General features: G+C 43.3%; 22 protein-coding genes. All 22 read left to right on the plus strand.

Annotated elements, in window-relative coordinates; translation table 11 throughout:
- Positions 1–27 precede the first annotated feature (27 nt).
- Entirely contained in the window at positions 28–1,428 is a 1,401-nt protein-coding gene (locus O3620_RS05320) for an amino acid permease (RefSeq protein ID WP_125356729.1), read from the plus strand.
- Between the two features lie 42 nt (positions 1,429–1,470).
- Positions 1,471–1,740 carry a hypothetical protein gene (locus tag O3620_RS05325; RefSeq protein ID WP_002918590.1) on the plus strand — a complete coding sequence of 90 codons (270 nt, stop codon included), beginning with the start codon at positions 1,471–1,473 and terminating at the stop codon, positions 1,738–1,740.
- A 71-nt stretch (positions 1,741–1,811) separates the two neighbouring features.
- Entirely contained in the window at positions 1,812–2,822 is a 1,011-nt protein-coding gene (locus O3620_RS05330; protein ID WP_125356731.1) for a S41 family peptidase, read from the plus strand.
- A gap of 63 nt (positions 2,823–2,885) precedes the next feature.
- Positions 2,886–3,311, plus strand: a complete 426-nt coding sequence (locus O3620_RS05335) for a GNAT family N-acetyltransferase (RefSeq protein ID WP_268681529.1) — start codon at positions 2,886–2,888, stop codon at positions 3,309–3,311.
- Positions 3,312–3,326: 15 nt separating this feature from the next.
- Positions 3,327–3,785: a GNAT family N-acetyltransferase gene (locus tag O3620_RS05340; protein WP_125356733.1), complete on the plus strand. Its 459-nt coding sequence runs from the start codon at positions 3,327–3,329 to the stop codon at positions 3,783–3,785.
- 129 nt (positions 3,786–3,914) lie between these two features.
- On the plus strand, positions 3,915–4,151 hold the full coding sequence (locus O3620_RS05345) for a DUF2829 domain-containing protein (protein ID WP_002899859.1): 237 nt from the start codon (positions 3,915–3,917) through the stop codon (positions 4,149–4,151).
- A complete protein-coding gene (locus tag O3620_RS05350; protein WP_002913309.1) occupies positions 4,144–4,842 on the plus strand; it encodes a 3-oxoacyl-ACP reductase in 699 nt (232 codons plus the stop codon). The genes O3620_RS05345 and O3620_RS05350 overlap by 8 nt, the downstream gene beginning before the upstream one ends.
- A gap of 9 nt (positions 4,843–4,851) precedes the next feature.
- The gene (locus O3620_RS05355; protein ID WP_002918601.1) at positions 4,852–5,832 is read left to right on the plus strand and encodes a glycerophosphodiester phosphodiesterase family protein; all 981 of its coding nucleotides are present in this window, start codon (positions 4,852–4,854) and stop codon (positions 5,830–5,832) included.
- Positions 5,829–6,572 (plus strand): GNAT family N-acetyltransferase, encoded by a 744-nt coding sequence (locus O3620_RS05360; RefSeq protein WP_002918602.1) that lies wholly within the window; start codon positions 5,829–5,831, stop codon positions 6,570–6,572. Before O3620_RS05355 ends, O3620_RS05360 begins: the two co-directional genes overlap by 4 nt.
- Positions 6,569–6,916, plus strand: coding sequence for a hypothetical protein (locus O3620_RS05365; RefSeq protein ID WP_371601502.1), 348 nt, complete (start codon positions 6,569–6,571; stop codon positions 6,914–6,916). The genes O3620_RS05360 and O3620_RS05365 overlap by 4 nt, the downstream gene beginning before the upstream one ends.
- Before the next feature lie 50 nt (positions 6,917–6,966).
- Positions 6,967–7,416, plus strand: a complete 450-nt coding sequence (locus O3620_RS05370; RefSeq protein WP_371601503.1) for an ASCH domain-containing protein — start codon at positions 6,967–6,969, stop codon at positions 7,414–7,416.
- Positions 7,417–7,510: 94 nt separating this feature from the next.
- Positions 7,511–8,137, plus strand: a complete 627-nt coding sequence (locus O3620_RS05375) for a PadR family transcriptional regulator (protein ID WP_371601504.1) — start codon at positions 7,511–7,513, stop codon at positions 8,135–8,137.
- Between the two features lie 197 nt (positions 8,138–8,334).
- Entirely contained in the window at positions 8,335–9,129 is a 795-nt protein-coding gene (locus O3620_RS05380; RefSeq protein ID WP_002909232.1) for a hypothetical protein, read from the plus strand.
- Positions 9,130–9,263: 134 nt separating this feature from the next.
- Entirely contained in the window at positions 9,264–10,643 is a 1,380-nt protein-coding gene (gene glmU / locus O3620_RS05385) for a bifunctional UDP-N-acetylglucosamine diphosphorylase/glucosamine-1-phosphate N-acetyltransferase GlmU (RefSeq protein ID WP_371601505.1), read from the plus strand.
- An 8-nt stretch (positions 10,644–10,651) separates the two neighbouring features.
- Positions 10,652–11,203: an NUDIX hydrolase gene (locus O3620_RS05390; protein ID WP_002897133.1), complete on the plus strand. Its 552-nt coding sequence runs from the start codon at positions 10,652–10,654 to the stop codon at positions 11,201–11,203.
- Between the two features lie 12 nt (positions 11,204–11,215).
- On the plus strand, positions 11,216–11,632 hold the full coding sequence (gene macP / locus O3620_RS05395) for a cell wall synthase accessory phosphoprotein MacP (protein WP_002909235.1): 417 nt from the start codon (positions 11,216–11,218) through the stop codon (positions 11,630–11,632).
- A 76-nt stretch (positions 11,633–11,708) separates the two neighbouring features.
- Positions 11,709–12,401 carry a 5'-methylthioadenosine/adenosylhomocysteine nucleosidase gene (locus tag O3620_RS05400; RefSeq protein WP_002918610.1) on the plus strand — a complete coding sequence of 231 codons (693 nt, stop codon included), beginning with the start codon at positions 11,709–11,711 and terminating at the stop codon, positions 12,399–12,401.
- Between the two features lie 13 nt (positions 12,402–12,414).
- A complete protein-coding gene (locus O3620_RS05405) occupies positions 12,415–12,723 on the plus strand; it encodes a DUF898 family protein (RefSeq protein WP_002918611.1) in 309 nt (102 codons plus the stop codon).
- Between the two features lie 111 nt (positions 12,724–12,834).
- On the plus strand, positions 12,835–14,376 hold the full coding sequence (gene abc-f, locus O3620_RS05410; protein WP_002918612.1) for a ribosomal protection-like ABC-F family protein: 1,542 nt from the start codon (positions 12,835–12,837) through the stop codon (positions 14,374–14,376).
- Between the two features lie 165 nt (positions 14,377–14,541).
- Positions 14,542–16,587, plus strand: coding sequence for an Sgo0707 family adhesin (locus O3620_RS05415; protein WP_371601506.1), 2,046 nt, complete (start codon positions 14,542–14,544; stop codon positions 16,585–16,587).
- Between the two features lie 89 nt (positions 16,588–16,676).
- Positions 16,677–18,137 carry an isopeptide-forming domain-containing fimbrial protein gene (locus O3620_RS05420; RefSeq protein ID WP_002918614.1) on the plus strand — a complete coding sequence of 487 codons (1,461 nt, stop codon included), beginning with the start codon at positions 16,677–16,679 and terminating at the stop codon, positions 18,135–18,137.
- Positions 18,138–18,193: 56 nt separating this feature from the next.
- On the plus strand, positions 18,194–19,660 hold the full coding sequence (locus O3620_RS05425) for a SpaA isopeptide-forming pilin-related protein (RefSeq protein ID WP_002918615.1): 1,467 nt from the start codon (positions 18,194–18,196) through the stop codon (positions 19,658–19,660).
- Positions 19,661–19,709: the final 49 nt, after the last annotated feature.

Consider the following 19,709-nt stretch of genomic DNA (forward strand, 5'->3'; position numbering starts at 1 on the left):
TTAATGCAATTAGGAGAATAAGAATAGATGAATATTTTTAGAAAAAAAGATGCCAGTAAGGACAGAACGGGTATGCGCCGTCACTTGAAAATTCCTGATTTAATTTTGCTTGGTATTGGGGCCATGGTAGGAACTGGGATTTTCACCATTACAGGGACTGGAGCGGCCAAATATGCTGGACCTGCTCTGACTGTTTCGATTGTCATTTCAGCTCTTTGTGTGAGTATTTCGGCTCTTTTTTACGCTGAGTTTGCCTCACGGATTCCGGCTAATGGCGGAGCTTACAGTTATATTTATGCGGTTCTGGGAGAATTTCCTGCTTGGCTGGCTGGCTGGCTAACTATCATGGAGTTCATGACCGCTATCTCAGGTGTTGCCTCTGGTTGGGGCTCTTATCTGAAGGGCTTGCTTAGCGGCTTTGGTATCCAGCTTCCGGCAGCTCTGAATGGCACCTTCAATCCAAAAGCAGGTACTTATGTGGACTTGCTGCCTATTCTGGTCTTGGTCTTTGTTACAGGGGTTGTCCTTTTGAACTCAAAGGCAGCCCTGCGCTTCAACTCAGCCTTGGTGGTCTTGAAATTCTCAGCCTTGGCACTCTTTATCATTGCAGGTTTTTTCTTCATCAAACCAGAAAATTGGTCTAACTTTTCACCTTTTGGCTTCGGAGAAATTTATGGCGGTAAGGTCGGCATCATGGCCGGGGCTTCACTCATGTTCTTTGCCTTTCTAGGCTTTGAGTCCATTTCCATGGCGGTCGATGAAATCAAGGAGCCCCAAAAGAATGTTCCGCGCGGGATTGTTTTATCCTTGAGCATTGTGACCATTCTCTATATTTTGGTGACCTTGGTCTTGACTGGGATTGTCCACTATAGCAAGCTGGATGTTTCAGATGCGGTGGCCTTTGCCCTGCGCAGCGTCGGACTTGGTTGGGCAGCTAACTATATCTCTGTCGTCGCTATTTTAACACTGATTACGGTCTGTATCTCCATGACCTACGCCCTGTCGCGGATGATTTACAGTATTGCGCGTGATGGTCTCTTGCCTCGCTCTTTCAAGAAATTGACAGAGACCAGTCGGGTGCCAAAGAATGCCACGATTTTAGTAGGGATTGCCTCAGCTGTCTGTGCCGGTATCTTCCCCTTGGCTAGCATCGCTTCTTTCCTCAATATCTGTACCTTGGCCTATCTGATTTTATTGGCACTGGCTGTCTTGAAATTGCGGAAAGATCAAGGAATGCCCAAAGCTGGGGAATTTAAAACACCTCTGGTACCTCTGACACCGATTTTGTCCATTATCATCTGCCTGTCCTTTATGACCCAGTATACTAAGGAAACCTGGCAGGCCTTTGGAATTGCCCTAGCGCTGGGAAGTCTTATCTATGGATTTTATGGTTATCGAAACTCTGAAATTGCTGTAAAAGAGAAGTAGGGTGAAGTATTGCTATTAAACAGAAAGTAGAAGTAGAAAAGTATGAAGAACCTTAATCTAACCCAAAAGAAGAAAATCTGGCTCTTTGCCCTTGCTTTTATCGCCCTAATTTTACTGGCGATTGTGATTAATATTCAGCTGAACCAGTCCGAAGATATGCATGCTGAGTATGTTCGGCTTTGGAAGACAACTTGGCATGAGGAAAATAAAGACTGGCTCTATCCACTGAAAAATATCTGTCTCGTTATTCTGGCAGTTCTAGCTGGGTCTGGTTTGATGATTGCATTCTCTAAGAGTGAGAGATGGAAATAAGCTTCTGTAGATGTAAATGAAATCGTCTTACAAAAATGTAAGATTGACGATGATAAATGTAAGGTAGAGACATGGAAAACGTGTCTCTATTTTGCTATAATCAGCTCAGGAATCCTAACAAGAAAGGTTGTGCAATTATGAAAAAAGTCCTTTTAGGTTGCTTGGGAACAGTACTGGTTTTGCTTGCTCTTTTAATAGGTTTTCTGGCCTACTTTGGTCCAGACTACGGCATTTTTCTTTTTCCACCTAGTCCGCAGGACTACGCTCGCTCGGTTGTGAAAAAGCTTGATTTCGGTCTTTATACGGGCAAAGACTGGGAAAATGAGAAAAACAAAGACTTAGAGAAGCTTGAATCTGCCAAGACTTATCAAGATACCTATCCTGTCTTGGAAAAATTAACCAAAGAGGCTGGCGGGAAGCATTCTTATTTTTTAAGTCCACAGGATAATCCCGAAAATAGTCCAGAAAGCAAAAATCAGCCTGAAGTGCAGAATCGGGAGGGTATTCTCTATTTAAAAGTTCCTGCTTTCACAGGTGATGCACAGGCAGCGGAGGCTTATGCTAAGAAACTTTCAGCAGCTCTTAAAAGGGATGACTATCAGGCGGTTGTAGTGGATTTGAGAGACAATACTGGCGGGAATATGTATCCGATGATTGCTGGAATGTCCTCTCTTTTGCCTGATGAAGACCTCTTCCGATTCGTTTATAAAAATGGAAGCAAGAGCGCGGTTTCGCGATCAGATGTCCTTAAGCAGCTTGGTCTGGAGCAGACTGATGAGAAAGCAAAGAAAGTGCCAATAGCTGTCCTTATCAATGGGAAAACAGGTAGCTCAGGAGAGATAACTGTTTTAGCTTTTAAGGGACTTGAAAATGTTAAAATTTTTGGTCAGCCAACGGCAAGCTATACTACGGGAAATAATTATTATCAACTATATGATGGAGCGGTTTTGCTCTTGACTACCTCGAGTATCCTAGATCGCACGGGCAAGCTTTATGAGAATGAGGCAATTCAGCCCGATGTCCTAACAGACCAGCCTTTAGAAGAGGCGGAGTCTTGGTTGAAGGGACAGATAGGAGAATAGTTCATTGAAAGCAGTCAAAGAGACTGCTTTTCTGCTATAATAAAGAGAAGAACGAGGTGACAGATGATTCGTAAAGTAAAACTAAGAGATGCTGCAGCCATTCAGCGGCTCAATGATGAGTGTCTGGGCTATGACTTCGCTAGGGAAGCGACGAAGGCTCAACTGAAAAAGTTACTAGAGAATGACCAGCATTTGATTTTGGTAGCTGAAGAAGACGGTCAGGTCATAGGCTATGCTCATGCGGCTAGCTACGACTGTCTCTATTTCCCGTCCTTGCTCAATCTCTTGGCTTTGGCCGTCGCTCAGGATTTTCAAGGGCAGGGACATGGCAGAGCGCTGATGCAAGCTTTGCGTGAAGAGGGAAAAGCAGCAGGCTACACAGGAATTCGGATTAATTCAGGCATTTCCCGCTCCGCAGCCCATGAATTTTATCGCAGCCTCGGCTGCAGCGAAAAAGCAGACCAGAAACGATTTTATTGGGAGTTTTAGAGAAAGGAGGAGTAGATGATGATTGAACCGCTAACCCAGCAACATGCTTTAGAAATTGCTAACGACTGGCATTATGAGGCGCCTTATGATTTTTATGATATGAAAAATGACCTGGAAGATTATGAAGAAATGATTTCCCCAAAAGCGCGTGGGGACCGTTATTATCAAGTCTTGCGGGATGGGGAACTCTATGGATTTTTCTGCTTGGAGCAGAAAGGAGAGCGCACTTTGGAGCTTGGTTTGGGGATGAAGCCGGTGCACTGTGGAAAAGGTCAGGGCGCTGCGTTTCTGCAGGGAATTCTGGACTTTATCATGGAAAAATTTGCGCCCCAAGTCATAAGTTTATCCGTGGCTGATTTCAATCACCGAGCCCAACAGCTTTATCTCAGCATGGGCTTTGAAGTGGTGAGGCGCATCCCGCAGGAAAGCAATGGTGATATTCATCTCTTTGTGGAGATGGAGAAAAACACCTAATTTTAGACTTTGTTGCAAAGCAACAGAAAAACTTGTTGACAGTCAAGAAAAAGTCGTCCAATATACTTACGACTGCTGGTGGCTAGCAGGGAATTTGTCAAAGATTACCAATAAACAAAGGAGAAAACCATGACATTTGAAGAAATTTTACCTGGCCTTAAGGCCAAGAAAAAATATGTGCGTACAGGCTGGGGCGGGGCAGAGAACTACGTCCAGCTCTTTGACACGATTGAGCAGAATGGGGTGGCTCTCGAGGTGACACCCTATTTCCTCATCAATGTTTCTGGTGAGGGGGAGGGCTTCTCCATGTGGAGTCCGACTCCTTGCGATGTGCTCGCGACAGATTGGGTGGAAGTAGATGACTAAGACAGTACTGGTGACGGGAGTTAGCTCAGGCATCGGCCGAGCTCAGGCTCTGACTTTTTTGGAAAATGGCTACCGGGTTTATGGGGTGGACAAGGATGAAAATCCTGGCTTTCTCAATGAGCTTCGTTTTGTCAAGATGGATTTGACAGGGGATTTGACACCGCTCTTCACCAGCTTGCCCGAGGTGGATATTCTCTGCAATACAGCAGGTATTTTGGACGATTATCGTCCCCTGCACGAGACCAGCGACGAGGACTGGGAGCAGATTTTTGCGCTCAATCTGACCGCTACCATGAAAATCACTCGCTTTTATCTGCAGAAAATGCTGGAGAAAAAGTCTGGTATCATCATTAATATGTGCTCGATTGCTAGCTTTCTGGCTGGCGGCGGCGGTGCTGCCTATACAGCCTCTAAGCATGCTCTGGCTGGCCTGACCAAGCAGATAGCCTTAGACTATGCGGATAAAAATATCCAAGTCTTTGGCTTGGCGCCAGGCGCTGTCAAGACAGCTATGACTGCCGCCGACTTTGAGCCAGACGGACTGGCAGACTGGGTTGCTGAGGAAACGCCGATCAAGCGCTGGTTAGACCCTCAGGAAATAGCTAATGTTAGCCTCTTTCTAGCCAGTGGCAAGGCAGCTGCTATGCAGGGTGAGATTATCAAAATTGACGGCGGCTGGAGTTTGAAGTAAGGAAATAAAATGTTTAAATGGGAAAAATGCAAGAAGATTTATCTGTTTTGTCTAGCCCTGCTATTTCTTATCTGGTTAAACAATACAAGCCTCTTTTCTAATAAAGATGGGAAAGAATATAAAATCCTAGCTCATCGAGGACTTGCGCAGACCTTTGATGAATCTAAAGCGGACTGGGATAGCAATACGGCAGCCATGATTGACCCGCCTACGCATCCCTATCTTGAGAACACCCTTTCTTCGATGCAGGCGGCCTTTGACCTAGGAGCGGATGCAGTGGAGTTTGATGTGAAATTGTCCAAAGACCAGCAACTAGCAGTCTTTCATGATGCAACTCTGGAATTCAAAACTGGCATTGAGGGAGAAATTCAGGACTATACGATGGCTGAGCTCAAAAAGATGGATATCGGTTACGGTTATACGGCTGATGGCGGAAAAACCTATCCTTTTAGAGGAAAAGGAGTCGGCCAGATGCCCACAATAGATGAGGTTTTTGAGGCCTTTCCAGACAAGGAGTTTGTGATTGAGGTCAAAGACGGGAAATTAGAAACCTATAAAGTCTTGTGGGAAAAGCTAAAAACGCTCTCGCCCAAAAGGTTAAACAAACTCAGTGTTTGTGGGGCAAGCGAGGAAGGCGTTCATTGGTTGCGCAGTCAGAGCAGCAGTCTCAAGCTCTTGTCCAAAAATCGCATGCTTAATGCTCTTATCCAATATGAATTATTGGGCTTTACGGGCTATATCCCTGAGGAAATGAAAAATGCAGAGCTGCGCATTCCTTTGAAATATGCCAAATTCTTATGGGGTTGGCCAAACAAATTTATGGAAAGAATGGAAGCTGTCAATACACGGGTTGAGCTAACAGCTGGCGGCAGCGATTTATCAGAAGGTTTCGATCATATCCATAGTCTAAAAGATATCCCAGAGGGCTTTGACGGCTATATCTGGACGAATAAAATCAATGAACTGCATCTGAAAGAAGGTAAAGAATGAAGGCAAAGGATACTTTTTTCCAATCCTGGACCAAAAATATGGTACTTTACGGTTTGGATGCTGGCCTAGGGCAGTTCTTCATGAATGCGCCTGAGACATCCTGCCTTTACCAACTAGGAAATTTCATCTTTCCTGCTGGTCAGGTGGATTGTTATTTTTGGCAGGATTTTAGCAAAAAATATAGTTTAGCTGACAAGGTCATTATCTCCGAGGAGCGCAGTTGGCAAGAGTTTCTGGATAGTCAGAGTGAGCTGCAGCAGTTCACTCGCTATGCTTTTGTGGACAGGGCTGACTTTGACGCAGAGGTTTTGGAGAAATGGCAGCGCAGGCTACCAGCAAACTACCATCTTTGTCCGATTGATAAGGAGAATTATGAGCGTTTGGCTGAGGAAGTCTGGTCTCAGGATTTGCAGGGTGACTTTTCCGATTTTGACTATTTTCAAGCGGCGGGTGGCTTTGGCTTTTTGCTCTATTTAGGAGAGGAAATCATCGCTGGCGTATCGATAGGATTGGTCTATCATGGAGCCCTTGAGATTGAAATTGCTATCAAACCGGCCTACCAAAGGCAGGGCTTGGCCAAAAATTTAGGTGCCCAGATGATTTTAGAAGCCCAAAAACGCTCGCTCTTTCCTCTCTGGGATGCGCACAATGAAGCTTCCAAGAAGGTCGCAGAAAGCTTGGGCTATCAGTTTCTAGGAGCTTATCCGGCTTATGAATGGAAAGGGACTTTTGAACAATGAAGAAAAACCAAAGCTATGACTTAAAAGATATCATTGAGGCTGTAAAATCGGAAGAGCTAGATGATGATTTCTGCTTATATGCTAAGGAAAATGGAGAACTGAATTTTCAGGACAGCTACTTGCTTGCTGATTATCCTCAAGTGGTGGATAATAGGGATGTTTACCCTAGACAAGTAAGGGAGCAAGAACTGGAGCTGATTTATTACGGTGAAGATTTTGCGGATGTTCTCTTGTCAGTCATGGAGCAGAAAGCAGAAGTGACTGATCAAGAGTGTTTACAGGCTCTGATTTACTATTATGAGCATGATGACTTTATGGATTTTGATAAAGATACAGTTTTGTAGGAAGATTTTTTATAAACAATAATTATCATTTTAGAAAGACAGGAGAAGTGATGACCCCAAAAGAAATGTGGCAGGCATACAAGAAAATCAATCCAAAGATTGGCGACGATATTGACGCCTGGGCCTTCGGTGACTTGGCAGATGAGCTTGCTGACTTAGTGCTGTGTGGTGAAAAGACAGCGACGGCTTCGGTCTATGAGCTCTATAAGTTTGAAAATGAGCCTCTACCTCAAGTAGGAACTTTCGATATCATACTAGACAGCCGGAATAGAGCCGTCTGTATCATCGAAATCACCAAAGTCTCTGTGGTACCTTTTAATGAGGTTTCAGCCGAACACGCCTTTAAGGAAGGAGAAGGAGACAAATCCTTGGCCTACTGGCAACAAGTCCATGAGGAATTTTTTACGGAGTGTCTGGCGGAAGCCGGTTTGGAATTTTCCCAAGAAACGGGTGTCGTCCTAGAAGAATTTCGCAAGGTCTATCCGCTGGATCAAGCTTAAGTCTATTTTTGAATAGGCTTTTTGTTTGTCCTTGATAAATCGAAACAAAAATGTTACTATTAGGTATATAAAGAAATCGTGATTTGGAGGAGAAATGGATAAATTAATTTTAGGCTTACTCATGATAAAACATTTTACAGTTTATGAAATTCGTCAGGTGATGCGGCAAAATTTCAGCTCCATGTGCAGCGATAGTCTGGGAAGTATCCAAGCAGCCTTAAAAAAACTGTCCCAGCAAGGAGCAGTGACTTATTCGGAGTACGTAGAAAAAGGAAAAATGAAAAAGGAATATGCCATTACTGCTTCTGGACGAATCTTGTTTTTGGAGTGGCTTAAAACACCTATCGACATGAGCAAGAACAAAAATATGGACTTGGGGAAATTCCTCTTTATGGGTTATCTACCTAAGAAAGAGCAGCTCCAGATGCTGGATTTGACTATTGAGGGACTGGAAGTTGAAGTCCAAGAGTTTGAAGCTGTCAAAGACGCGATTCGTTTTACGGAGGAGCAGGAAAAAGTAAAGGCCTATCTAGAGCAGAACAGCCATCTGGCTACAGAGCTGATAGAGACCAGTCAGGCGGCTGATTTAGCTGAAAGTATTTCCCAGATTGGCTATTTTGAAATGAAGACGCTCGAATTTGGGCTGGATTCGGCCCGCTTTCAGTTGGAATGGTTTAGCAAGCTTCGCCAGCAGTTGGCTAAAAATGAGAAAGAGTGCTGAGATACTAAGTATTCAAAAAGCAGCGGCTACTTGACTTGTAGATACATTTGGCAATGGCTTTGAGAGTTTGAAAAACAAATTAGCCTTTCTTCCGCTACAGCCTTCAAAGACCGTTCCTGAAAAAAGATTGAAAATAGCTCTAAAAAAGCTTATAATATAAGCTATAAAATGACAGAAGGCTTCTAGGAGGATTGATTTTGAAGAAGGTTCATTTTTTTATCATTTACGGCTGTGTCTGCTTTGTACTGATTGGCGGAACCTTTCTCTATACTTACTTTAAACCTGGAGGAATCGCAGAAGCTCTTGAATCCCGCTTTAAGCTGTCTGCTGTAGTGGATGCATCCTTGAAAAAATTCGATCATGATAGTTTTTACATGGATCGGCTGTCTGAGTCGACCTATCTAGAAGGCTACAAAAAAAGAAAAGCCAAGACGGTTAAACAGCTGACTGTTTCAGATTCACCTTATTTAGCTAAGCTTTACGAAACCTATGATGATCAAGAACTGACCCATTATTTCAGCGAAGATCGGATGTACTTGGAAGAAAAAGACGGCTTTGAGACCATTGATGACACCGACTCTCGGAAACATATTGATGGCTATTCGGGCATGTCCTCTTTTAAGGCTTTGCTGCAGGTCATGGTAGATAATGAGTCAGAACTGACTAAGAAAAAAGTGGACGGGGGCTATGAGTTTTCGGTGACAGCAGAAGGTGATTTGGCCTATGACCTTATCGATGCCTTCTACTATGCTTATAATGATGAACATTATGATACGACCATCGATATTGAGAAGTGTCAGGTTGCCTTTGTGGTTGACCCTAAGACTCGGACCATCCGCTCTATTGATATGACCATGGATTTGGATGAAGATACAGCCTTAGATGGAGAATTGATTTACTTCAAGCAGCGGGCTGTTTTCAAGGACTATGGCAAAGCAAAAGTCCATCTTCCAAAGAAAATCAAAGAAAAAGAAGCAAAATCAGCTGTTTAAAGGCTGATTTTTTTGTGCAAAAATTTTTTCGTTGCAGATTTTTAAGGGAATGGCTTGATTTTAAATTTTTAAAAATTACCTTTTAGTGATATAATAAAGGTGATATCCTACAGAAAAGAGATAAGAGATAATTGATGACAAATTACGCGATTATTTTGGCTGCGGGTAAAGGTACTCGCATGAAGTCAGATTTACCAAAGGTACTGCACAAGGTTGCAGGAATTTCCATGCTGGAACATGTGTTCCGCAGTGTCAATGCCATTAATCCAGAAAAGACCGTGACAGTTGTTGGGCACAAGGCAGAGCTAGTCGAGCAAGTCTTGGCAGGTCAGACAGACTTTGTCCGTCAGACTGAGCAGTTGGGAACGGGTCATGCCGTTATGATGGCAGAGCCTGTTTTGGAAAATCTGACAGGTCAGACGCTGGTCATTGCTGGCGATACTCCTCTGATTACAGGAGAAAGCCTGAAAAATCTGATTGACTTCCATATCAACCACAAGAATGTTGCGACTATCCTGACGGCAGAAGCAGATAATCCTTTCGGCTATGGCCGTATCGTTCGCAATCAGCACGACGAGGTCTTAAAAATTGTTGAGCAGAAAGATGCTTCTGACTTTGAGCAGCAGATCAAGGAAATCAATACGGGGACTTACGTCTTTGACAATGCTCGTCTCTTTGAAGCCCTCAAAAATATCAATACTAATAATGCTCAAGGCGAATACTATATCACAGATGTGATTGGTATTTTCCGCGAGAATGGTGAAAAAGTCGGTGCTTATACGCTCAAAGACTTTGATGAAAGTCTGGGGGTTAATGACCGCGTGGCTCTAGCTACAGCTGAGGGAATCATGCGCCGCCGGATTAACCAGCAGCATATGGTCAACGGTGTCAGCTTTGTCAATCCAAATGCGACCTATATCGATGTGGATGTGGAAATTGCGCCTGAAGTTCAAGTTGAAGCAAATGTGACCTTGAAAGGTCAGACCAAGATTGGGGCAGAGACTATCCTGACCAATGGTACCTACATCGTGGACTCTGTCATTGGAGAGCGAACCGTTATCACCAACTCCATGATTGAGGAGTCAAGTGTTGCGGATGGAGTGACGGTCGGACCTTACGCTCATATTCGTCCAGGTTCTAGTCTGGCTAAGGATGTCCATGTCGGTAACTTTGTTGAAGTTAAAGGATCGTCAATTGGAGAAAATACCAAGGCTGGCCATTTGACCTACATTGGAAACTCTGAAGTTGGTGCTAATGTCAACTTTGGTGCAGGTACGATTACGGTCAATTATGATGGCCAGAAGAAGTACAAGACTATCATTGGCGACAATGTCTTTGTTGGTTCCAACTCGACCATTATTGCCCCAGTTGAGCTGGGTGACAACTCACTGGTCGGTGCGGGTTCTACTATTACAAAGGACGTACCAGCAGATGCCATTGCTCTGGGACGTGGCCGTCAGATTAACAAGGAAGATTATGCTAAGCGTCTTCCTCATCACCCTCAAAATAAGTAGGTTCAGTCATGGAATTTGAAGAAAAAACCGTCCAACGGACGGAGATTTATCAGGGACCGATTTTTAAAGTGGTTCAGGACCAGGTGGAGCTGCCAGAAGGCAAAGGTCAAGCCCAACGAGATTTGATTTTTCATAATGGTGCGGTGGCTGTAATTGCTATCACCCCGGAAAATAAGATGATTTTAGTCAAGCAGTACCGCAAGGCGATTGAAGCAACTTCTTACGAGATTCCAGCTGGCAAGCTGGAGGTAGGAGAGAATGCGGATCCCCAAGCAGCAGCCCTTCGAGAATTAGAAGAAGAGACCGGCTACACAGGACAGCTGGAGTTGGTCTATGATTTCTACTCTGCCATCGGTTTTTGCAATGAAAAAATCAAGCTCTACAGCGCCAGCCATTTGACAAAGGTCGAAAACCCTCGCCCCCAAGACGAGGATGAAACATTGGAACTTTTTGAAGTCAGTCTGGAGGAGGCGCATCAGTTGCTGCAAAACGGTGACATCTGCGATGCCAAAACCATCATGGCCCTTCAGTACTGGCAACAAAAAAATCTGAATAAATAGGAACGTAGATCAATGGGAAAAGCTTTATTAACAGATGAAATCATTGAGCGGGCCAACCGCGGTGAGGATATTTCGGGGCCGCCTCTCATGGATGACGAGGAAACCAAGATTCTTTCAACTGGCAGAAGCTCCTTTAGCTCGCAGCAGTCTAGCCGACAGGATACTCAATTTGGCTATCAGAGCCCTCAAAACCGCTTTGGTTATGAAGAAGCTCGGTCTCAACAGAGTCGTTTTGGCTATCAGACTGCTCAAAACCAAGAGGAGTTTACGGATGAGACTCTGCACATTGAGGTTGATCCGACCGTGACTAAGAGCCGTCGGATTGAAAACCAAAAGCGGAGCCTCTTTCAAGCCAAACTCAATAAGATTCTCCTTTGGGTAGTTATCCTGCTGATTGGTTTGATTGCTGCTATTATTTGGTGGCCTTAAAAACCAGCTCTATTGCACTTAAAAGGAAGCCTAGCCTGTCTAAGCTTCTTTTTCATCAGATGATTTGAGGTATTATATGAAAATTGGAATTATCGCAGCCATGCCTGAGGAGTTGAAGATTCTGCTGGAGCATTTGAAAAATCCGCAAAAGCACCTGCGTTTGGGGCACGTCTATCATACGGGCTCTATTGGCTACCATGAAGTAGTGTTGGTCGAAAGCGGGATTGGCAAGGTTATGTCCGCTATGAGTGTGGCTGTTTTAGTCAATGACTTCAAGGTCACAGCCGTGATTAACACAGGCTCAGCTGGAGCAGTAGCAGAAGGTCTGGCTATCGGCGATGTGGTGGTCGCAGATCGTCTGGTCTACCATGATGTGGATGTGACGGCCTTTGGCTATGACTACGGTCAGATGGCACGACAGCCGCTTTATTTTGAAGCAAGTCGCTATCTGGTTGCTGAAATGAAGAAAATTTTGGATAAGACCAATCAAAAGGCAAAGGTAGGTTTGATTGCGACAGGTGATAGCTTTGTTGCAGGTCAAGACAAGATTGATCGCATCAAGGAGCATTTTCCAGATGTCTTGGCTGTCGAGATGGAAGGCGCAGCTATTGCTCAAGCTACACATTCGATTGGTCTGCCTTTTATGGTTATTCGCGCAATGAGCGACACAGCTAGTCATGATGCCAATGTCACTTTTGATGAATTTATTCTTGAAGCTGGTAAACGCTCTGCAGAAACCCTGATTCAATTTCTGAAAGAGTTGGTTTAAAGGGGGAGATAGTATGTACAAAGAGTCTTATTTTGATGGTGGTCTCTTTTCTTACATCGGTCATGTGATTTTAGCTACCTTGATTACAGTATTTACGCTGGGAATTTGTGCACCTTGGGGCATGTGTATTCTGTATAATTGGAAGATAAAACATACAGTTATTGACGGGCACCGCCTTTACTTTGACGGTACCGCTATGCAGCTTTTTGGGAATTGGATTAAGTGGTGGCTATTGACCATTGTTACCTGTGGTATTTATGGCTTTTGGCTGAAAATCAAACTGACCCAGTGGATTACCAAGCATACGCATCATGCGAATTGAGAATAAGCAAGCGAGACTTAAGTGGCTCGCTTTTCCTTTTCTTCTGTCTTGCCAAAAAATCCCTTTTGATGGTATAATCAAGGAACTGCAATCAATGATAGAGGAGAAAAAATGAGTATCTTAGAAGTAAAAAATCTCAGCCACGGTTTCGGAGACCGGGCTATTTTTGAGGATGTATCCTTCCGCCTGCTCAAGGGTGAACATATCGGTCTGGTCGGCGCCAATGGTGAGGGAAAGTCAACCTTTATGAGTATCGTGACGGGTAAAATGCTGCCGGACGAAGGTAAGGTTGAGTGGTCCAAGTATGTGACGGCTGGCTATCTGGACCAGCATGCTGTGCTGGAGCAAGGTCAATCTGTCCGTGATGTCTTGCGCACGGCTTTTGACGAGCTTTTCAAGACCGAGGCTCGTATCAATGAAATATATATGAGCATGGCTGAGGAAGGAGCCGATGTTGATGTCCTGATGGAAGAAGTGGGCGAGCTGCAGGACCGCTTGGAGAGCCGAGATTTTTATACTTTAGATGCCAAGATTGACGAGGTTGCACGGGCTCTGGGCGTCATGGACTACGGTATGGAGAGTGATGTGACGGAGCTATCTGGTGGGCAGCGGACCAAGGTTCTCTTGGCTAAGCTGCTTCTTGAAAAACCAGATATCCTGCTCTTGGACGAGCCAACCAACTATTTAGATGCTGAGCACATTGACTGGCTCAAGCGTTATCTACAGAACTATGAAAATGCCTTTGTTCTGATCTCGCATGATATTCCTTTCCTGAATGATGTGATCAATATCGTCTACCATGTGGAAAATCAGCACTTGACTCGTTATTCTGGCGACTACTATCAGTTTCAGGAAGTCTATGAGATGAAAAAATCTCAGCTGGAAGCAGCATATGAGCGCCAGCAGAAGGAAATTGCGGACCTCAAGGACTTTGTGGCTCGCAACAAAGCCCGCGTGGCGACCCGTAATATGGCTATGTCCCGCCAGAAAAAGCTGGATAAGATGGATATTATTGAGCTGCAGAGTGAGAAGCCTAAGCCTTCATTTGACTTCAAACCTGCCCGGACACCTGGCCGCTTTATTTTCCAAGCCAAGGATTTGCAGATTGGCTACGACCGACCGCTAACCCAGCCCCTTAACCTGACCTTTGAGCGCAATCAGAAGGTAGCAATCATCGGAGCGAATGGGATTGGAAAAACAACCCTGCTCAAGAGTTTGTTGGGGATTATCCCGCCTATTTCAGGTCAGGTCGAGCGTGGGGACTATCTGGAGCTGGGTTATTTCGAGCAGGAAGTCGAAGGTGGCAATCGTCAGACACCGCTGGAAGCAGTCTGGAACGCCTTTCCGGCACTTAATCAGGCAGAAGTCCGAGCGGCTCTAGCTAGATGTGGCTTGACTTCTAAGCACATCGAGAGCCAGATTCAGGTTCTTTCAGGTGGGGAGCAGGCCAAGGTTCGCCTTTGCCTCCTCATGAACCGAGAAAATAATGTTCTGGTGCTGGACGAGCCGACCAACCACCTGGATGTCGATGCCAAGGAAGAGCTTAAACGAGCTCTGAAAGAATACAAGGGCAGCATCCTTATGGTCTGCCATGAACCTGATTTCTATGAAGGCTGGATGGACCAGATCTGGGATTTTAACCAGTTGACTTAAGAGCATTGTTTTTAATCAAATTGAAAGTTGACAATCAAGAGAAATTTCAAGTCTAAAAGGTGCTCAATTTTATTTAGACACCTTGACAAATATGTAAAGAACTGCTAGTATATCCATAAGCAGTTCTTTTTTGAAGACTAAATGGAAATTATTATGAAATACCTTATGAAAAAATATGTTAAGTCATTTCTTTTTGGGTTGACTTTTATTTTTGTGCTCTTTTCTTCAGCAGTCTATGCTGTTACGGAGCTTACTGAAAGCACGAATCTATCAACGCTTGATATTTATCAGTTTACCTTGACTCAGGATAATATGGAGGTCCTAAGTCAAGGCGCCTCGGTCGAAAGGGATTTTATCCCAGCTAATGGGAATTGGAAAGAAAGTACGGTCTTCTCGCTAAGAGTAGATAAAAACCAAACTCAGCAAACCTTTAATAGCCCCATTCAATTGCGGTTTAACAATGCAGGTATTGTTAATGGCAAGGCTGTTGATGTTTATGTGACCTTCCATAGTATAGATACTCATCTGGTTCAGAGAAATGCAGACTACCAGGATCCAAATAAGACGCTTGTCCCCTTTCTGACAGTGGATGAAAACTGGGGAAGCAAATCCATCCAGATTTTGGACTATATTTGGCCACCGCATCCAACTCTTACTCATGATATGCATGGAAGCTTTGCTCTGGATACGGATGTCACTGCAGAATTGAGATATCAGGACGGAACGCCCACAGATCTAAAGATGGTCATGTTGCCGTCTGATATTGATGTGGTCTATAATGCACTCGGTCGAGAAGAAAATTTTTCAATATATGATAAAGATATAGCATTAAATAAAATCGTAAAAAACACTTCCTATGCCCTTAATGAAACTCTAGTGGGCAATAAAACGACATGGCACCCTACAAGGAGTACGCAGGGAGATAGTGATGAACACAATGTTTCAGGATTTGCGGTTCGTTCTGAAACTAACGCCGTTCGATTTGAATTTACAACGACGGCAGGTAGTGGCGGTTTGTTTGGCTTTTATACAGAGACTCCAAAGGCACCAGTGAAGCAGGCTTCAAAGGATAAGCTTCCTGCCCTTGCCGGAGAATCTCTCAATTATACAGCCAAATTTACTATGCCAACCCCTGGTAAGGACGTCATTGGATCTCTATCTTCAATGCAGATGGTTGAAACTTTGGACAATCGTTTGGATTTTCAGAGCTTGACCCTTCAATTGGACGGTCGGACGTTGATCCAAGATGCTGACTATACACTGGCCAGAGATGGACAAAAGGTAACGGTGGCAATCAATGCCAAGCACCTGACCAGTAGCAATGCTGGGAAAGAATTTACTCTTATATATAAGACAAAAACAAACGATAACATTTTACAAAATAGAGCGCCAATTGAAAATAGGGTCACACAAGAAATTGATAATATCCCTGTTTCATCAGAAATCGTTACAACTAATGTTCTCTACAAGAAAAGTTACCAATTTGAAAGTGGAACGCAGGATAAATCTCTTCCTCAAGAAGTTTTGAATGTGCTACCGCAAGATCAACATGACCTAGAAAATGGTTCAACAGTCACACCGGATTCCCCAAAAGAGAATAAAAGACTTGTCAGTACTTCAGAAGGAAATTGGGTTTTCCAAAACTATGATAAAGAATCTGACACTATTCAAAATCAGGATGTACTTTTTACCGGAATATGGAATTTTCAAGAATACGAAAAGCCCAGAAAAGAAGTCTTCAATAAAAATAATGACAACATTGATAACCAAGAAGTCAAGGCCAATGATGTTCTAATCTATAAAATCACCTACAAAAATACCAGTGATAGGGAGTTGGATGTCACGATTACAGATGAACTCCCTAAACACACGGACTATGTCAATGGTTCAACTGTATATGATGATTTTGCTCATAACAGATTGACATGGCGAAGAAGGCTGGCACCAGAGGAGACAGTAGAAGTGTCCTTTAAAGTCCGAGTAGATCAGGATGTAGATGGGCACATTCTTCAAAGCGCGGCTCGAGTATCAACTGACCTCTTCTCATTAGAAACAAATAGGACGAGTAATCCGACAGCTATAAAAAAATATGTCCTTCCAGAAACAGGTGGGAATGGAACTCTCTTATACCTCTTGGGTGGCTCTATCGTCACAGTGGGATCAGTGATTTGGCTGATTGTCCGAAATAAACTATATAGGAAATTTCAATAAAGAAAAAGATAGGAAATCACGAAAGTCTTGAAGAGGAATGAGAAGCCTCGAAGACTAAACTTGAGTGAAGAAATATTTAGGAGATTATAATGAAAAAGATAAAACAGCTGGTCATGGCGGTCTTGGCCTTTGTCTTGACCTTTGTCGGTCTACCGGTCGTATCGGCAGACACGACCTATACCATTCAGCTGACTGGGACATCAACAGGCCATACTTACGAAGCTCATCCGATTTTTCTTGGAGACCTCGATACAGCTACGAATACTCTTACCAATATCAGATGGGCTCCGGGGATTTGGGATTCAGGTAAAAGAAGATTTGGAAACGCAGCCGACAAAGCAGCCTCTTTAAGTGCTAAAGGGGATGATTCGCAAGAAGCAAGAGAGTTTGCTCAGGAAATTTCCAAGTATCTATCTGGTGGTGGACGAAAAACAGTATCGGGACAAAATGGGACAACGACCATTTCTGGCTTGGCTCCAGGCTACTATTTGATTAAGGAAGTAAATAATACTTTATATAAAAAAAATGAAGCATACACTCGCTTTATGCTACAGGTGGCAAGAGATACGACAGTAGCAATTAAGTCTGATGTTCCTAGTCTTACTAAGGTTACCAAGTCAAGTACGACTGGAGAGGAAACGACTATAACGGATTACTCTATCGGTGATACAGTTCCATTCCAACTGACGGCGACACTACCAAGAAACTTGGATGATTATTCTGAGTATGAGCTTTCTTTTAATGATAGTTTAATGCCCGGTTTGACTTATAATAACGATGCGCAAATTTATCTAAAACGCGGTGATGAAGAAAGCTTAATAACTGACCATTTTAATATTTCTGTAGAATCGTCTCGTAATTTAACCATAGCAACTAGTGATTTGAGGCAGGTCCCAAATGTAGATGCTTCTAGTAAGATTGTGGTTCGCTACACTGCTCAACTGAATCAATACGCAACAACACATGCCAGTGCTAATACTAACATGAACGTGGCTAGTCTAAGCTTTTCTAATAACCCCAATACGGCTTTGGCAAAATCAATCGGGACAACGCCCCAAAGCAAAGTTCAGATTCATACCTACCAACTTAATGTCTATAAGGTGGATGAAAGGGGAGGAGCTCTTCCAGGAGCAGAGTTTACTCTTTATAAAAAAGTAAACGATCAGTATGTAAAGGTTGGATCTACACAAGAATACAAAAGAAGTAATTTCTCAGGATTTAAAGGACTGGGATCAGGAGATTATAAACTAGTAGAAACGATCACTCCAAAAGGCTACAACACCATGAAGGATATTGAGTTTAGGCTACGAGCAACCTACGATCCGACATTGCCAATTACTCGAACCTCTATTCAAGCAACTTCAGACAGAGCAACTTTTACTTATGAATTGACAAATGGAATTTTTACTACGAAAATTGTCAATAAAAAAGGAGCTCTTCTGCCAAACACTGGTGGAATCGGAACGACGATCCTTTACCTGAGTGGTACAGGGCTTGTGCTAGGTGCAGGAATCTTATGGATGTTAAAGAAAAGAGTGAATAAAAAATAGGATAAAATCAGAAGAACTGAACGGGAAATCAGTCTCTTCCTCAAAAGGAGATTATAATGAAAAAATTAAAACAACTATTGATGACCATATTGGTCTTTGTCCTGACTTTTGCAGGTCTACCGGCCGCATCAGCTGATACAACGACCTACACTATCCAACTGACTGGAACGACAGCTGGTCATACTTACGATGTCTATCAGATTTTTTCGGGCTCTTTAGATGCTAGCAACACCTTAACCAATATCGAGTGGGGCTCGGCAGTTAATCAGGCGAATATTGAATTCTACATGGGGACAGCAAGTGCGAAAGCTGCCAGTCTCAGTGGTAAAGCTAATGACTCTGAAGAAGCAAAGACCTTTGCAAAAGACATCATTCAATACTTAACGTACGGACCTACTAAGGTAGTTTCTAGTGAAGACGGAACAACAACTATTTCTGGCTTAGAGCCGGGTTACTACTTGATTAGAGATAGATATAATTCGTTGGCTGGTAAAGAAGGAGAAAGCTATACTCGTTTTATGTTACTCGTTTCAAAGGATACTAATGTAGCCATAAAATCAAGTTCACCAACCATTACTAAAAAGGTTAAGGCAAGTGACTCCAATACATACTCTTCAGCGGCAGACTATGCGATTGGTGACAAGGTTTACTTTGAGCTAACAGCAACTCTGCCGAGCAACTATGCTGACTATTCTTCCTATCAATTGGTCGTCGATGATATCATGGCGCCAGGGTTGACTTATAATTACGATGCTCAGGTTATTCTAAAAAACGGTAATATAGAGACGGATGTTACAAGTAAATTTAACACTTACATCTATCAGGCAGGTGAAGGCATTAGATTAAATATTGTTAATTACTATCTAGATCGATTGAGCGATGTAACAATAACAGCTTCAAGTAAGTTTATCATTCGTTACAGTACGACGCTTGGAGATAAAGCTATCACTGGGGTAGCTGGTAATGAAAACACAGTGAGCTTGACTTACTTAAACGAGCCAAACGAAAAAAATTCTAATTCTACAGCAAAAACACCTGATAGTAAAGCCAAGGTTTACACTTACCAGCTAAAAGTAAATAAGGTCAAAGAAAATCAAGACCCTCTAGCTGGTGCAGGATTTACTCTTTATAAGAAAGTCAATAATCAATACACTGAAATCAAGAAGTTTGAAGCTGGCTCTGAGACCACTTTTGATTTTAAGGGGCTTGATTCTGGTGACTACAAGCTGGTTGAAAGTACAGTTCCTGCAGGATACAATGCTATGAAAGATATCGAGTTTACTATTTCAGGAACAATCGACTCCACAGGAGCTTTGACAAACCTGACAGCAACTTCAGCAAACGCGACATTTGAGACCGATGTCAATACTGGTATTATCACCCTGAAAGTGGTCAATAAGCAAGGAGCCCTTCTGCCAAACACAGGTGGAATTGGAACAACCATTCTCTACCTAGTCGGCACAAGTCTTGTGCTTGGAGCAGGCGTGCTCTTTGTAGTCAAAAAACGTGTTTCAACAAAATAAAAGGAGAACTAGAGGAAGTGATGAACGTTTAATTCATCTCCCTCCTCAA

The sequence above is a fragment of the Streptococcus sp. 27098_8_134 genome, from assembly GCF_041431675.1.
GTDB classification, from domain to species: Bacteria; Bacillota; Bacilli; order Lactobacillales; family Streptococcaceae; genus Streptococcus; species Streptococcus sanguinis_R.

Bases quoted from the DNA above. Each gene is read 5' to 3' on its own strand.
- O3620_RS05375 (WP_371601504.1), top strand. From the start codon at position 7,511: ATGGATAAATTAATTTTAGGCTTACTCATGATAAAACATTTTACAGTT.
- glmU (WP_371601505.1), top strand. From the start codon at position 9,264: ATGACAAATTACGCGATTATTTTGGCTGCGGGTAAAGGTACTCGCATG.
- O3620_RS05355 (WP_002918601.1), top strand. From the start codon at position 4,852: ATGTTTAAATGGGAAAAATGCAAGAAGATTTATCTGTTTTGTCTAGCC.
- abc-f (WP_002918612.1), top strand. From the start codon at position 12,835: ATGAGTATCTTAGAAGTAAAAAATCTCAGCCACGGTTTCGGAGACCGG.
- O3620_RS05425 (WP_002918615.1), top strand. From the start codon at position 18,194: ATGAAAAAATTAAAACAACTATTGATGACCATATTGGTCTTTGTCCTG.
- O3620_RS05415 (WP_371601506.1), top strand. From the start codon at position 14,542: ATGAAAAAATATGTTAAGTCATTTCTTTTTGGGTTGACTTTTATTTTT.
- O3620_RS05390 (WP_002897133.1), top strand. From the start codon at position 10,652: ATGGAATTTGAAGAAAAAACCGTCCAACGGACGGAGATTTATCAGGGA.
- O3620_RS05350 (WP_002913309.1), top strand. From the start codon at position 4,144: ATGACTAAGACAGTACTGGTGACGGGAGTTAGCTCAGGCATCGGCCGA.
- O3620_RS05325 (WP_002918590.1), top strand. From the start codon at position 1,471: ATGAAGAACCTTAATCTAACCCAAAAGAAGAAAATCTGGCTCTTTGCC.
- O3620_RS05330 (WP_125356731.1), top strand. From the start codon at position 1,812: ATGGAAAACGTGTCTCTATTTTGCTATAATCAGCTCAGGAATCCTAAC.
- O3620_RS05345 (WP_002899859.1), top strand. From the start codon at position 3,915: ATGACATTTGAAGAAATTTTACCTGGCCTTAAGGCCAAGAAAAAATAT.
- O3620_RS05420 (WP_002918614.1), top strand. From the start codon at position 16,677: ATGAAAAAGATAAAACAGCTGGTCATGGCGGTCTTGGCCTTTGTCTTG.
- O3620_RS05340 (WP_125356733.1), top strand. From the start codon at position 3,327: ATGATGATTGAACCGCTAACCCAGCAACATGCTTTAGAAATTGCTAAC.
- O3620_RS05370 (WP_371601503.1), top strand. From the start codon at position 6,967: ATGACCCCAAAAGAAATGTGGCAGGCATACAAGAAAATCAATCCAAAG.
- O3620_RS05335 (WP_268681529.1), top strand. From the start codon at position 2,886: ATGATTCGTAAAGTAAAACTAAGAGATGCTGCAGCCATTCAGCGGCTC.
- O3620_RS05365 (WP_371601502.1), top strand. From the start codon at position 6,569: ATGAAGAAAAACCAAAGCTATGACTTAAAAGATATCATTGAGGCTGTA.
- macP (WP_002909235.1), top strand. From the start codon at position 11,216: ATGGGAAAAGCTTTATTAACAGATGAAATCATTGAGCGGGCCAACCGC.
- O3620_RS05405 (WP_002918611.1), top strand. From the start codon at position 12,415: ATGTACAAAGAGTCTTATTTTGATGGTGGTCTCTTTTCTTACATCGGT.
- O3620_RS05320 (WP_125356729.1), top strand. From the start codon at position 28: ATGAATATTTTTAGAAAAAAAGATGCCAGTAAGGACAGAACGGGTATG.
- O3620_RS05360 (WP_002918602.1), top strand. From the start codon at position 5,829: ATGAAGGCAAAGGATACTTTTTTCCAATCCTGGACCAAAAATATGGTA.
- O3620_RS05400 (WP_002918610.1), top strand. From the start codon at position 11,709: ATGAAAATTGGAATTATCGCAGCCATGCCTGAGGAGTTGAAGATTCTG.